This window comes from Pseudomonas sp. Root71, from assembly GCF_001429045.1.
Lineage (GTDB): Bacteria > Pseudomonadota > Gammaproteobacteria > Pseudomonadales > Pseudomonadaceae > Aquipseudomonas > Aquipseudomonas monachiensis.
The window spans coordinates 507127-522124 of the sequence record NZ_LMHY01000022.1; the positions used below are offsets into that span (position 1 = coordinate 507127).

General features: G+C 62.1%; 11 protein-coding genes. 2 read left to right on the forward strand and 9 right to left on the reverse strand.

The genetic code is table 11. The annotated features are described in order from the left end of the window. Positions 1-49: 49 nt before the first annotated feature. The gene (locus tag ASD95_RS16100) at positions 50-1645 is read left to right on the forward strand and encodes an EAL domain-containing protein (RefSeq protein ID WP_056725029.1); all 1596 of its coding nucleotides are present in this window, start codon (positions 50-52) and stop codon (positions 1643-1645) included. 70 nt (positions 1646-1715) lie between these two features. Beyond that, complete coding sequence (locus ASD95_RS16105; protein ID WP_056725031.1) at positions 1716-2216, forward strand: outer membrane beta-barrel protein; 501 nt, start codon at positions 1716-1718, stop codon at positions 2214-2216. A gap of 153 nt (positions 2217-2369) precedes the next feature. Here the strand turns inward: ASD95_RS16105 and aspT are convergent, their stop codons facing one another. The 9 genes from aspT to ASD95_RS16150 all read right to left on the reverse strand — a co-directional run bounded on the left by aspT (position 2370) and on the right by ASD95_RS16150 (position 14965). Next, complete coding sequence (gene aspT / locus ASD95_RS16110; protein ID WP_056725033.1) at positions 2370-4061, reverse strand: aspartate-alanine antiporter; 1692 nt, start codon at positions 4059-4061, stop codon at positions 2370-2372. Between the two features lie 27 nt (positions 4062-4088). Continuing rightward, on the reverse strand, positions 4089-5699 hold the full coding sequence (locus ASD95_RS16115) for a mechanosensitive ion channel family protein (RefSeq protein ID WP_056725035.1): 1611 nt from the start codon (positions 5697-5699) through the stop codon (positions 4089-4091). Positions 5700-5927: 228 nt separating this feature from the next. Further along, the gene (locus ASD95_RS16120) at positions 5928-6383 is read right to left on the reverse strand and encodes a YMGG-like glycine zipper-containing protein (RefSeq protein WP_056725037.1); all 456 of its coding nucleotides are present in this window, start codon (positions 6381-6383) and stop codon (positions 5928-5930) included. 263 nt (positions 6384-6646) lie between these two features. Further along, complete coding sequence (locus tag ASD95_RS16125; RefSeq protein WP_056725039.1) at positions 6647-7357, reverse strand: NAD(P)H-dependent oxidoreductase; 711 nt, start codon at positions 7355-7357, stop codon at positions 6647-6649. An 88-nt stretch (positions 7358-7445) separates the two neighbouring features. After that, complete coding sequence (locus ASD95_RS16130; protein ID WP_056725041.1) at positions 7446-8861, reverse strand: aldehyde dehydrogenase family protein; 1416 nt, start codon at positions 8859-8861, stop codon at positions 7446-7448. Then, a complete protein-coding gene (locus ASD95_RS16135) occupies positions 8854-10044 on the reverse strand; it encodes a pyridoxal phosphate-dependent aminotransferase (RefSeq protein WP_056725043.1) in 1191 nt (396 codons plus the stop codon). The genes ASD95_RS16130 and ASD95_RS16135 overlap by 8 nt, the downstream gene beginning before the upstream one ends. Positions 10045-10068: 24 nt before the next feature. Next, positions 10069-11676 (reverse strand): 5-guanidino-2-oxopentanoate decarboxylase, encoded by a 1608-nt coding sequence (locus ASD95_RS16140; protein WP_056725121.1) that lies wholly within the window; start codon positions 11674-11676, stop codon positions 10069-10071. A gap of 10 nt (positions 11677-11686) precedes the next feature. Continuing rightward, entirely contained in the window at positions 11687-13786 is a 2100-nt protein-coding gene (locus ASD95_RS16145) for an acetate--CoA ligase family protein (protein ID WP_056725046.1), read from the reverse strand. Positions 13787-13804: 18 nt separating this feature from the next. Further along, positions 13805-14965, reverse strand: coding sequence for an acyl-CoA dehydrogenase family protein (locus ASD95_RS16150; RefSeq protein ID WP_056725048.1), 1161 nt, complete (start codon positions 14963-14965; stop codon positions 13805-13807). Between the last annotated feature and the right edge of the window lie 33 nt (positions 14966-14998).

A 14998-nucleotide genomic window follows, 5' to 3' on the forward strand; every position in this document is an offset into this window, starting at 1 on the left:
CCGCGACTGCAGGATGCACAGTGAAATAATGATACCTCGAGGTTTGTCGATGGTTGCCGCATATAAAGCGTTACTTGGAAGGCACGCAGTCACTGTCTGTCTGATTGCTGCTGCGGGTTGGGCCGCATGGCTCAGTGCTGGAGTACTGGCGGAGCCATTCATTGCACGGAAGCTGAATAACATTTATGCCGATCTGCGTGCTGCTCAAGTGGAACCCAATGCGCAGATCGACAAAGTACTGGAAACCCTCGACGATCTTGATCGTTCGGGTCAGGAATGCTCCGTCGAGCAATACTCGCAACTGGCTGACCTGGTCAAGAACCTGCGATTTGTTGATCAAGCGGCAATCCAGTTGCCCAATGGCAAGATCTGTTCCTCCTACGGACAAGAACTCCCGTCGATACTGGCCGGTAGCGAGAAACGCAAGTTCTCCGTTGGAAAGCGAACCTACTGGGTGGATGCTAGCCACAGGGTTTCCGCGGACACCGACTTTATCATTGTGTCGGAACAGTCAACCTACGTCTGGGCAAACAAGAAGATCCTGCTCGATAATCTGAAGTTTCCCGAGGACCTGCAACTGGACCTCATCGGCCCCGGCGGCGCAGTGCCCATCGCCTCCACCGGCCATACACCGCTGACGATGCACAAACCCTTCCACCTGGAAGAACTGGTTATCTCGGCAGATAAGGTCCTGATCGCCTTTGCGGGCAACCGAAATGAACTGATCGCTGTCGTTTCTCTTCCGTTGAGCTACCTGACTGGTCTCAAACTCAAATTATTCATTGGCCTTGCGTGCCTGTTTACAGCCCTGCTCTTGCTCGCAAGGTGTATTCAACGACATTACACCTCTACCGCCGTACGGCTTCGCAAAGCCCTGAAAACCAACACGCTGGGCGTTCACTACCAGCCTATCGTCAATTTGACGACGGGCTATCTGGTGGGCGCCGAATCACTTTCCCACTGGAACGACAACGGTACCCAAGTGCCGGCGGATGTTTTCATCCCGGTGGCGGAGAAGTCTGACTTGATCCGCAAACTTACGCGCTCGGTGATTCGACAAGTGGCGCAGGATTACAGCACCTACCTTTGGGCGTGCAAGGACTTCTACATTACGGTCAATCTTTGCGCCCAGGATATTCAGGACCCGAGCTTCCCGGACTATGTGGCCAGCGTGCTGGCAACCTACAACATGCCTGTGTCCGCCATGGCCTTTGAAATCACCGAAAGGACCATGCTCGATCAGAAGCCCGCCGCCCTGCAATTGCGACGGCTTCGTGCGTGCGGACACCGCATTGCCGTGGACGACTTCGGCATCGGCTATTCCAACCTCTCGCTCCTCGATTCAGTGCCTTTCGACATTCTGAAAATAGACCGCTCGTTCATCGCAGGCGACAAGATCGCGGCCAAGGATGCCTTGTGGCGCCACATTGCCCAGTTGGCCAAATCGCTAAGGCTCAAGGTCGTGGCCGAAGGTGTGGAGACTCAGGAACAACTTCCGCATCTGGTTTCGGAAGGGGTTCTACTGGCGCAAGGCTGGTTGTTCTCCAAAGCACTGCCGATTCAAGCGTTGGCAAGACGCTACTTTCAATGTCCGGAAAACATCCCGCCCTACGACCCAAAAATATCAATCAATGACTTCTATTAACCCCTCATGGTCCCTCAAATGCTCGCCGAACCCTAACACCAGACAACCCTGTACAAGGACTCCACTCAACATGCTACTTCGAAACCTTGGCTTCGCTTCACTGCTATCGCTGCTGTCTTTTCAGGCGCTCGCTGATGACAAAGGTTTATATCTTGGAGCTGGCGTAAGCAGCATTCAGACCGACGAATCCAGACTGGATGACGACGACACCAGCTACAAGGTTTTTGCCGGGTATCGCGTCAATAGCTACCTGGCCTTCGAGGGCGCCTATGTCGACCTCGGTCAGTTCAAGGACAAGAACGTCGACTTCGATGGTAAATCGGCCCAGGCTGCCGCCCATGTCGGCTTTCCGCTGGGTGATCGGCTGCGGGTGTTCGGCAGTGTCGGCGCTCACGCCTGGGACGCCGACGGCAATGCCACCGACGACGATACCGGGGTTGACCTGACCTACGGTGTCGGCGTCGAGCTCGATGTCTTTCGCAACATCGGCCTGCGCGCCGAATACGAAGTCCTGGAGGTCGGAGAGATCGACCTGAATCAGACGACCGCATCCGCCTACATGCTTTTCTGATACCGCTGCAACTGAGCGGCCTTGCTGGTCGCTCAACGCACTCTGTGCGATGCCCCCACCTTGGCACCGGGTCCGATAACCGGTGCTCAGGTGCGTCTTTGCTCCCGCAATGCGCCCTCCCTCGCCACAGAAGTCACTGCGGTTGCAAAATTGCTAGCCGGCAACGACAAACACAATGATCGGCCCACACACCGCCAGCAACACATTGGAAATCGCATAACACACGGTAAAACCAATCACCGGGGTGTTGCTGCCGGACTGCTCGATGATCTTGTTCATCGAAGCGGCTTCGGTCTGCGCACCGGCCAGGGCGCCGAACAGGATCATCGGGTGCAGGCGCAACACATAGCGGCCGAAGTACAGCGCCACCAGCGGCGGCACAATGGTGACCACGGCGCCGGACAGCAGCAATGCCAGGCCTTGTTCCTTCATCGCGGCAAACGCCGCGGGACCGGCCAGCAAGCCGACCACCGCGCCGAACGCGGTCAGGCCGAACTCGGAAAACGCCCATTGCGCGGCGGGCGGCAACGCGCCGATTTCCGGGTGACGCGAGTTGTACCAGCCAATCACCAGCGCGGCGACCAACACCCCGCCTCCGATGCCCAGTTCCACGGGGATCATCCCGACATGGGTCGACAACAGCCCCAGCAACGAGCCCAGCACCATGCCGAGGGTGTGCACGGCGATGTCGCTCTTGTAGTTGTGCTCGCGAATTCGCCCTAACCGCTTGGCCACGGCTTCCACACTGGCGGTGCGGCCGGTCAGGGTAATCACGTCGCCTCGACGCAGCACGGTGTTGGGCAGCAAGGGCAACTCGTAGCCCTGGCGGGTGATGGTATTGATGAAGCAGCCCAGGCGCCTGGCGCTTTCCATCCGGCTTTTCGCCTGATGGATCGTCTTGCCGGCGAACTCAGGCGAGGTCACGACGATGTCCACCTCACGGGTGGGGAAAGACAAGGATTCGGCATGGTCGATTTCCGGTCCGATCCACTGGGTGAGCGTGCCCACGGCTTCACGCAAGGCGTAGACCCCGACGATATCCCCGGCCATCAGCGTGAACGCTTCGTCTCGCTCGAAGATTTTTCCTGCACGTACCACGCGTTCGACGGTCAGCGACTCGTGCTGTTTCTCCACCTCGGCAATACGCTGCCCATTCGCCGAACCATTGGCCGCCACCTGATGGGCACGCACGACGATGCGGGTGTAGGGCACGGTGATCGCGTCTTCTTCCTTGGCGATACCCAACTCCAGCTCCAGCTCCCGCGCCGACTCCCTGAGGTCCACGCCCAGCAACTTCGGGGCAATGCTACCGACGAAGACGATCAGGCCGATGGTGCCGAACAGGTATGTGATCGCGTAGGCAATCGCCATGTGGCTGTTGAGTTGGGCCCTGGCCACGGTGTCGATCGACAATTGATTGATGGCGCTGGTGGCGGTGCCCATGATCGCCGTATCGGTCAGTGCACCGGCGCCGAGCCCGGCGGTGAAACCGGCGTCGAAATCGAACACCGCATTCATCAGCAGGATCGCCGCCAGCGCGGTCCCGCACAGCACCACGCTCAACACCACCAGTTTCAGCGTGCCGCGATTGAGGCTGCCGAAAAACTCCGGCCCGCTCTTGAAACCGACCGCATAGATGAACATCACGAAAAATACCGACTTCAATCCGGTCGGCACCTCCAGCCCGATCTGGCCGATCAGCAGCCCCATCAACAGCGCACCGGCCACCGAACCGAGGTGGAAACTGCCGATGTGGATGCGGCCGACGAAGACGCCAAGGGCAATGGCCAGGAACACCGCGATTTCCGGGTCAGTCCGCAGGGCGTGGAGAATGAACTCAAGCATGGTGCGAACTCCCTTTCAGGCGAAAAATCACGGTTCCTTCGGTTCTTGTGCCGGGGCTGGGTACCACTTGTCCTGGGGCACCCATTTCTCTTGTTGCGGATCGCCCAGGTAGTGCGGCGACATGATCTGCACGCCGTACTCGTTGAACACATCCTGGATGTTGGCGTGCAGCATGCTCAGCAGCACGGCGCGCGGCCGAGGCTGGCTGGGAATGGCCTGGGCCACCAGCCGGTATTCCGGGTAGAAGTCCGACAATGCCGTCTGGAACACCTGGGCCGGCGGCACTTCGAGAATCCCCGGCGTGCGTTTCGCGGCCTCCAGCAGCATCGCCTCCACCTGTCGCCACGGCGTGTCATAGCCAATGGTCACGATAGTGTCGACCACGTAGCCGGGGCCTTGTACCACCCGCGAGTAGTTCTTGGTGACGGTGCCGGTGATCATCGAATTGGGCAGAGTCAGCACCTCGCCCAGTCCGGTGCGAATACTGGTGGTGAACATGCCCAGTTCGGTCACCGTGCCTTCGTAGTCGCCGATGCGCACGAATTCGCCGGGGCGCAAGGTTCGGGTGTAGGTCAGGATCAACCCCGCCGCCGCCTGCCCCACCACGCTGGTGGCGCCCAGGGAAATCATCAGGCCGATCAACACCGACAAGCCTTTAAAGGCATCGGTGCCGGCACCCGGCAGGTACGGATAGGCCATGGCCAGGGCAAACAGCCAGATCGCCAGGGACGTCAGGCGTTGGGTCGGTTGCAGGGTTTCATGGTTGAGCCAGCTGAGGGTGCCCGGTGCCGCCATGCGCCGCAGTATCCGCCGCATGAACGCGGTGGCGCCGCGGGCAATGAAGAAGATCGCCAGCGCCACGCCCAGCCCGGGTATGGCACCGACGATCCCTTGCAGCAGATAGCCGCCGAGCTCCAGCAGATAATTGTTGAGGCTTTCGCCCCAGGGACGGGTATAGGGAAAGCGCGACAGCACAAAGCCCAGCCATTCGTATGTCAGCAGCAACACGACGACCCAGCGCACCAGCTCCAGCAGGCGGCTGGCCAGCGGATACAGGTAATTGGCGTCGACCAGCGGCACCCGTCCGACTTTCAGGGCCTGGGTGTGCCGGTGCATCAGCTCGGGCAGTTTCTTCAGCACTCTGCGCCGCAGGTACGACATGCCGAACAGCAGCGCGATGTAAACGCCGGTGGCGATCAACGCAGCGACTACGGAGCGCAGGATCAACTGCAGGTTACGGGCTTCCCGGGTTTCGGCCACGACCTGGCGCAGCCGGTCGGCCGCGGCTTCGGCGGCCTGCTGTACCGTGTCGAATTCGGTCGCGTCGAAATCATTGGGCGAAACGATAAAGGCGCACCGGCTGCCCAGCAGCACCATGTAGCTTTTCATGATCGGGTCGATGGAGACATTGAGATCGTCGGTGTCATCCAGCGCCTCACCGATCACCGCTTTCGCCCGTTTGACCCGCGACACCGGGGCTTCTCCGAAGATGGTCGCGCGAAACACCATGATGCTGCGGTTGGCCACTTTCAATTCAACGGGAGCATCAACCACTTTCGGCGCATCTTCGGCCCACAGTTGCACCGACCAAAACATCCCGAAAACAGTAAACATTACAGCGAGCAGCCTGCTCCGCATGTGTCGGATCCTTACGTCACGAAATTCAGATCGAGGGTACGTACCGCAGCGTAGTTCACCGATGAACGGTTGTCAGATTTGTGCTACAGGCAGTTTCCTTATCCGTCTGTTTCCTTGAAACAGCGAGCTCAAGCCCCGGAAGCTGTGCTCGTGACCGGATTCTTGAAACACTGAAGATCCCACAGGTTGAGATCTGTTCAGGCGGCCGGCGCCCGGTTCAGGGTCAGTTCAAGGATTGACCTGATAACCCTTGCCCTGCAGACAGCTGCTGTAGGCCGACGCGGTATTGGCCTGGGTGGTTTTCTGATCCGCTCGGCGTTCCTGACGCTGACGTGACCCACCGACCACCATCCCGGCGGCCGCCGTCTCCTTGGCGCGGTCCTGGCGATAGTCCTGTTTCCTGTCATCGTCGACACGATCATAAGCGTCGTCGTGCTGATTGCCGCGCACCTGGGCCCCGGCCGCACCAGCGGCAGCCCCCACAGCGGCCCCCTTGAGCCGCCCGCCGGAAGACGAGGAAGACGTCGAAGTGCCCTGGCTGGCGGCAATGCTGTTGCATTCGTTGATGTCGGCCTGGGTTTGTTGAGAACTTTGCCCTTTCATCGGCACCACCGATTGCGCCCATCCCGGGCTACTCAAAACCGACAATGCGATGCACAGACTGACCGGTGAAAACCTATTCATGATGACCTCCGACAGGCTTGCAACAATGGGCAAGCCTTGGGGCGACTGGCGGATGGCAAGCGACGTCATGCGTCGCCCTGCCGATCGGGTGGAACAACTGAAAAGTGTAGTTCAACGGCCCCGCAAGGATGGACTTCCGAACAGGCGGTGGGAGTTGTGTGGGAGTGAGCCTGCTCGCGATAGCGGACTGTCAGTCGACATCTATATTGGCTGGTAGTCAGTCATCGCGAGCAAGCTCGCTCCCACAGGGTATGCGGTGCATATTAAGTGTTGGTGGCCAGCGGATAGAGCTTGTCATCAAACTCCGCCAACTTCGGAAACACCAGCGGCTGATCATCGCTCAGATGCTGCAACCGCTGCCCGTAATCAACCAGAAACTGCTGGCGCGCCTCTTCACTGATGTACGGCACATGCCACGCCACGAACGGCTCCAGCACATCAAAACCGACATAAGCCAAGGTCCCACGCAAGATCGGGCGCAACATGTCTTCCAGCGGCCCATGAATCGCGCCCTCGCCAAACATGTGTTCACGTCCACCCAGGGTCACGGTCACCAGTGCCTTCTTCCCGGCCAAACCACCCTGATCGTAGAATCGCTTGCCGCCATAGCAGATGCCGGACACCAGCACCCGGTCGATCCAGCCCTTGAGCATGGCCGGGGTGGAGAACCAGAAGATCGGGAAGTTGAGGATCAGCAGGTCGGCCCACAGAAGTTTGTCCAGTTCCGCCTGGATGTCCGGCGCCAGTGACTGGTTCTTCACGCCCAGGCGTTGTTCCAGGGCATAGACCAGGTATTCGGGGTTTTCCCGATTCGAGAAGTCCGCGTCGCTGGCCACCGGGTTCCAGTTCATTTTGTACAGGTCGCTGACCTGCACTTCGTGGCCCTGGGCTTCGAGGGTGGCGACAGCCTGGTCGCGCAGGGCGGCGGTGAAGGATTGCGGTTCCGGGTGGGCGTGGACGATCAGTACTTTCATTGTGGTTCCTTAGATTTGTTCCCGCGTATCGGTTGACGGTGTGGAGTAGCAACCATCGTGGTTGACGAACAGTTTGAATCGTCAACCGTCACACCTGGATCGCCTTCACTTCGACGAACTCGTTCAACCCCTCCTCACCCCATTCGCGACCGTTACCCGACTGTTTGTAGCCACCGAACGGCGCCTGATAATTGAACGCCGCGCCGTTGAGGAAGCACTGACCGGCGCGCATCTGCCGCCCCAGTTGCAAGGCGCGCTCGGCACTGCCGGCCCAGACACCGCTGGACAGGCCGAACGGCGAGTCATTGGCGATCTGGATCGCTTGCGCCTCATCGGCGTAGGGAATCAGGCACAGCACCGGGCCGAAGATTTCTTCCTGGGCAATGCGCATGCGGTTGTCGACATCGGCGAACAGGGTCGGGCTGACATAGAAGCCGCGCTCGAACGCGGACGGCGTGTCACCGCCGCACAGCAGCCGTGCACCTTCCTGTTGGCCGACCTTGATGTAGTCGAGCACAGTGCGTTTCTGCCCGGCCGAACACATCGGGCCGAGGAAGCTTTGCGGGTCGAGGGGGTCGCCCATGGGCAGGCTCAGGGTTTCCGCCAGTGCCAGTTCCACGGCCTCGGCGTAACGGCTGGCCGGCAGCAGCATGCGGGTCAACGCGGTGCAGGTCTGGCCGGAGTTGATCATCACGTCCTGCACGCCGTAGCGCACCGCCGCTGCCAGGTCGGCGTCTTCGGCGATCAGCAACGGCGACTTGCCGCCCAGTTCCAGGCACACCCGCTTGACCGATGGCGCCGCCGCCTGCGCGACGCGAACGCCGGCGCCGGTGGATCCGGTAAACGACACCATGTCCACGTCCGGGTGCTTGGCCAGCGCTTCGCCGACTTTCGATCCCGGGCCGCTGACCAGGTTGAATACCCCGGCCGGCAGGCCGATGTCCTCGATCATTTGCGCCAGCAGGAAGGCATGCAGCGGGGTTTCCTGGCTCGGCTTGACCACCACCGTGCAACCGGCGGCCAGTGCCGGGGCGAGTTTGCCGATCAACTGATGCAGCGGGTAGTTCCACGGGTTGATGAACGCGCAGACGCCCACCGCCTCGCGGATCACCAGCGAATTGCCGACTTCGCGCACTTCGTCCATGAGATGAGCCAGTTCGACGTATTGCTCAAGGCCGATGATCGGCCCGTCGACCTGCACCGAGCGGCACCACTGCACCGGCATGCCCAGTTCCGTGGTGATGACCGCGGCCATCTCATCGGCACGATTGCGCAGTTGCTCGGCCAGGGCACGGATATATCCGGCACGCACGCTGGACGGTGTGCGTGACCACGAAGCGAAGGCCCGGCGAGCCGCCGCCACGGCGTTTTCGACATCGAGTTCATCACCCAGCGGAACGCTACCGCAGACTTCCTCGGTGGCCGGATTGATCACCTCGGCGATGCCCTGCCCCGAAGGGGTTTGCCAGCGACCACCAATAAACAGTGTCTTGTGATTAAGCATGAACCTGGGCCTCCATCAGTTCTTGAGCACAACGGGCAATGCGCTGGCAGGCATCGCGCAGCGGTTCGGCACCGACCACCAGACCGAGGCGAATATGCCCCGCTGCGCTCGGGCCAAAGGCCTCGCCCGCCAGCACCGACACACCGTGGCGATCGAGTAGACGGTCGGCAAACGCCTGGGCGCTGAGCCCGGTCTGGCGGATATCGAGCATCACGAACATCCCGCCATCGGGTTTCAACGCCCGCACGCCGGGGCAATCGGCCAGGCTGTCGCACACCAGGTCGCGACGCTGGCGATAGGCTTCGCGCATGGCCTCGAGTTCCGGCAGGTTGCTTTCCAGGGCCACCACGGCAGCGTCCTGAATGAAGTCCGGCGAGCCGTAGAGCATGCACAACGCGAGGTTTTCCAGGTGCGCGGCCAGGGATGGCGGCGCCACCACCCAGCCGACGCGCCAGCCGGTCATGGCGTGGGATTTCGAGAGGCTGTTGAGGGTCGCGGTGCGCCCGGCCATGCCCGGCAGGCTCGCCGGGCTGACGTGTTCGCCTTCGAACAGCAGTTCGCTGTAGACCTCATCGGAAATCAGCCACAGGTCGTGGCCGATGCACAACTCAGCCAAGGCGGCCCAGGTGCTACGCGGCAGACTCGCGCCCGACGGGTTGTGCGGGCTGTTCAGTGCCAGCGCCCGGGTGCGCGGGGTGATGCGCGCGGCGACATCTTCGGGCAGCACACGGAAGCCGTTTTCCGAGCGCACGGGCACCGGCACCACCACGGCACCGCAAGCACCGAACACCGCTTCGTAGGTGACGTACATCGGTTCGGCGACGATCACCTCGTCACCCGGATTGAGCACGCATTGGGCCACGCTGAACAGCGCACATTGCGCCCCGGCCAGCACGGTGACCTGATCCGCCGAAACGGACTGGCCGCTGCGTTGATGATGACGCCTGGCAATGGCTTCACGCAGGGCACGCTTGCCGCGCACCTCGGCATAGTGAGTGTTGCCGCTGCGCAGGCTGTCGATAGCACCCTGCACGATGGGCTGTGGCGTGTCGAAATCCGGGTCGCCCACGGACAGCAGCAGAATGTCTTCGCCCTGTTCGCGCAGTGCCAGGGCGCGGTAGTGAATGTCCCACGCGGCGGCGCCGTCACCGGCGATTCGTTGAGTCAGATCGGAAAAGCGCATCGCTTCATCCCCTTAAAATGCAAATCACTGCGCACAGGCGTGCTTGAGCTCGATCAGGGTCACGCCGTTGCGCTTGAAGCCGTGGCGCAGGTCGGTTTGCAACTCGGCGAGACTTTGCGGCTGGTTAACGGTGCAACCGAACGCACGAGCGAGGGCGGCGAAATCCGGGTTGCGCGGCAGCACGCCAATGGGCTCGATATCCAGGCCGATCATGTCGTCGCGGATTTGCCCCAGGGCGTCGTTGTTCCACAGCAGCACCACCAGCGGGCTGTCCAGTTCTTCCACCGCGGTGGCCAGCTCCTGGGCGGTGTAGAGGAAACCACCGTCGCCCACCAACACCAGGCCGGGCCGCTGCGGCGCGCCGAATTTGGCGCCGATGCCGGCCGGCAAGCCGTAACCCAGGGTGCCGTAGCCAGTCGGGTGCAGCCAGCTGCGGATAGCCAGGCTGTCGAAGGCGTAGTTACCCGTATACGCAAGCTGGGTCATGTCGGTGCTGATGAAGGCGTTGTCCGGCAGCTCTGCGGCGATACGGTCGAGAATCGATTGATGGATCGACTGCAACGGGCCATGGCTGGCCTTGACCGCTTCGCGCAGGGCGGCGACCGAGGCAGTGGCGGCGCCAGCGTCGCGCACGTCGGTCGGCAGGCGCTCAAGCAAACCGCTGAGGGTTTGTTGTGCATCGCCGTGCAAGGCAACCGCGCACGGGTAGAAGTCGTTGAACTTGCGCGGGTCGATGTCGACGCGCAGCAGTTCGCCATTGAGCGGCAGGCGTTCACGCCAGAAATCGGTGTCGGCCATTTCGGTGCCGACGGCCAGCACCACGTCGGCCTCGGCGATCAGGTTCCAGCCCGGTTCCACACACAGGGATGAACCGGCGCTCAACGGTGCATCCGGTGCCAACAGGCCTTTACCGGCAACACTGGTGAACAGTGGCGCGGCCAGTCGGGTGCTGATTTCTTGCAGTTCAGAGGTGGCATTGAGCGCGCCACCACCGGCGATGATCATCGGGCGCTTGGCAGCCTTCAGTCTGGCCACGGCTTGATCGATGGCGGTGGCCGATGCCGGGCCGCGACCCGGGCGACGTACCACCTCATTGCTCCAGTCACGGGCAATCGGCGCCGACAACACGTCCAGCGGCACCGAGATGTGCACCGGGCGCGGGCGCTCGCTGTCGAACACCGCGTAGGCACGGGCGATCAGCTCCGGCAGGTCTTCGGCGGTCAGTGCCACTGCCGAGAACGCAGTAATCGGCGCGGTCATCGCCCGTTGATCCTGGCATTCGTGCAGGCTGCCCCAGCCCTTGCCCAGGCTGGCGCTGTGGTTGACGCTGGAAATCACCAGCATCGGAATCGAGTCGGCATAGGCCTGGCCGATGCCGGTGGCGGCGTTGGTCACGCCGGGGCCGGTGATGACGAAGCACACGCCGGGTTTGCCGCTGACCCGGGCATAGCCGTCGGCCATGAAACTGGCGCCCTGCTCATGGCGGGTCAGCACGTGGCGGATGCCGCTGCCGGGCAAGCCGCGATACAGTTCCAGGGTGTGCACGCCGGGGATACCGAACACGGTATCGACGCCGTAGTTGGCCAACAGACGCACCAGGGCCTGGCCACCGGTCAAGGTTTTGCTTTGCATATTCATGTCCTCACTCCTGGCCGAGGCGAATCAACGCATCGACCGCAGTTGTGCCCTGGGCACCGACCAACAATGGGTTCACATCCAGTTCCAGCAGGTGAGCGGCGTTCTCGCAGGCATAGTCGGCCACGGCGCGGATGGCGGTCACCAAGGCGTCCAGGTCAGCAGGCTCGCGACCACGGAAACCTTGCAGCAATGGCGCGCTGCGCAGGCTGAGCAAGGCATTGCGGATCGCGCCGTCGGTGGTCGGCAGCAACAGGCTGTGACTGTCCTTGAGCAACTCCACCAGAATGCCGCCGGCACCGATCACCAGCGCGAGGCCGAAATCGTTTTCACGCTTGACGCCGACAATCAGTTCAGCCAGCGGCGCTTTGGCCATGGGTTCCAGCAACAGCTGGTCGAAGGCTACGCCCGGGGCATAAGCGGCAATGCTGGCGCGCATTTTCTCCAGCGCAGCGCTCAATGCCGCGCCGTCCTTGAGGTTCAGCGCCACGGCACCGGCCTCGGTCTTGTGTGGCAGTTGAGCGCTGACCGCTTTGAGTACCAGCGGATAGCCCAATGCCTCGGCGTCCTTCAGTGCCTTGTCCGGGGTGCTCAATACGCCGTTTGGCGTCGGCAGGCCAAAGGCTTTTAACGCCTGTTTGGAGTCCCACTCATTGAGCAAGCGTCCCTCGCCTGCAAGCGCTTGCGGGCACAACGGCACCAACGCCGATTCCCCCAGCGCCAGCAAAGTCTGGCGATTGCGCTGATAACCGGCGATGCGACCCCACGCGGCCAAGCCATCTTCAACACCTTGCAAGGCCGCGACGCCTTGGGCGTGCAGACGCTCACGGGCATGGGCCGGCAGCAGCTCGGGGAAAGCCGAGGTGACGAAGCCGGTCTTGCCGTGACGTTGCAGTGCCGCGCAGTACAACTCCAGCAGCAGGTCGCATTCCTTGCGCTCGCCGGTGAACTCCGACGGGTAATCGAGCACCAGCATCGCCGCATCGGCTTCGGTGCGCAGCGCGCTGTCGAGCATGCGGTTCAAGGCTTCGCCGTCGCCCCAGATCGCCGTGGTGAAATCCAGCGGGTTGACCAGGTTGGCGTAGGTCGGCAGCACTTGTGCGAGTTCACCGACCTGCCCTGGATCGAGTTGCGGCAGGTCCAGTTCGTTGCGTTCGGCGTAGTCAGCAATCAACCCGGCGTCGCCACCGGAACAGGCCAGCGCGATCAGGCTGTTGCCTGCCGGCAGATTGCCGCAAGCCGCGGCTTTGAGAGTTTCGACAAAACTCACCGGGCCGCTGACGCGAATCACGCCGAGACGGTCGAACAGCGCGTCGTACAGCGCATCGGAGCCGGACAACGAACTGGTGTGACTCAAGGCCAGTTCGGCGCCGATCTGCGACACGCCGGTTTTCAGGGCGATGATCGGGATGCCTTTCTCCAGCGCCTTGTGCGCGGCGCGGGCAAACCCCGGCACGTTTTTCAGGCCTTCCAGGTGCAGGCCGATGGCGGTGACCCGAGGCTCGTCGAGCAACACGTCCATCAGTTCAGCGACACCCAGTTGCGCCTGATTGCCCACCGAGGCCATGTAGGCCACCGGCAGCGAGCGGTCGCTCATGGACAGGTTGTAGGCGAAGTTGCCGCTCTGGGTCAGCACCGCCACGCCCTTCTCCACCGCCTTGCCGCCATGGGCCACCGGCCACAGCGCGCAGCTGTGCAGGTAGTCGAGCAGGCCGTAGCAGTTGGGGCCGAGCAAGGCCATGTCGCCAGCGGCCTTGAGCAGTTGCTGTTGCAGGGCCTGGCCTTCGGCGCCGGTCTCGGCGAAGCCGGAGGCGTAGCAAATGGCCCCGCCCGCGCCGATGGCGGCCAGTTCGGTGACGCAAATCAGGGTCAGTTCGCGGTTGGTGGCGATGAATACCGCATCGGGCCCGCATGGCAGGTCGGCGATGTTGCGTACACACGGCACGCCTTCAAGGCTGTCGTGCTGCGGGTTGACCAGCCACATTTGCCCTTGGTAACCGCCTTCGGCACAGCGCTTGAGGGCGCGGGCCATGCTGCGGCCGCCGACGAACGCCACGTGTTGCGGCGCGAGCATGCGTTTGAGGTTGTCACGAATGGTTTTGGACATGGGAATTCTCCGGGCCGATCAGCGCAGCAGCGGCCGCAGCAGCTCGCGGGAAATGATGTGGCGCTGGATTTCCGAAGTGCCTTCCCAGATCCGTTCGATCCGCGCGTTGCGCCAGATGCGCTCCACCGGACCTTCGTCCATCAGGCCCATGCCGCCGAAGATCTGTACCGCCTCATCGGCAGTACGCCCGAGCACTTCACTGGCGAACAGCTTGGCCATGCCGGCCTCGCCATCGGTCATGGTGCCCTGGTCCATTTTCCAGGCGGTGTGCAGGGTCAGCAGTTCAGCTGCACGAATTTGTGTGGCCATGTCGGCCAACTTGAACGACACGCCCTGGTAGGTGCCGATCGGCTGGCCGAACTGCTTGCGATCCGCCGCCCATTGCAGCGACACGTCCAGTGCGCGCTGGGCCTGACCGACGCAGTTGGCCGCGACCATCACACGCCCGGCGGTCAGCCAGGCGTTGGCCACCTCCCAACCCTTGCCGACTTCGCCCAGTACTTTGCTGGCCGGCACGCGGCAGTCGTCGAAGAACATTTCGAAGGTGTGATAACCGCGGTTGCTCACGCACTTCGGTCCACGGCGGATGGTCATGCCAGGGGTGTTGCGGTCGACCAGGAACGAGGTCACGGCGTTACGCTTTTTGCCGTTGTGCTCATAGGTGTCGGTCACGGCGAAGACAATGGCGAAATCGGCATGGCCAGCGTGGCTGATGAAATGCTTACTGCCGTTGAGAATGAAGTCGTCGCCTTCACGCACGGCGCGGGTCTTGATCGCATTGGCGTCGGAGCCGGCGCCCGGCTCGGTCAGGGCAAAACAATCGATCTTTTCACCCTGGATGCACGGCAACAGGTAGTCGTTGATCTGGTCGCCGGTGCAGGCCATGAGGATTTTCGACGGTCGTGCGACGAACACGTGCAGCGCCCAGGACACCTTGGACAGCTCGCGTTCGATCAGCGCCTGGGACAGGTAGTCCAGGCCACCACCGCCCACTTCCTCGGGCATGTTGAAGGCGTAGAAGCCGGCGGCGATCGCCTTGCCGCGAATCTGCGCCGCCAGTTCCGGGGAGACCTCGTCGGCGCGGTCGACTTGTTCTTCATAGGGCAGCAGTTCCTTCTCGACGAAGCTGCGTACCGAGTCCACCAACATTTCTTGTTCTTGGGTCAGTTGGAAATTCATGCTGCTACCTGTTGTTCGTGTTCTGGGAGATGG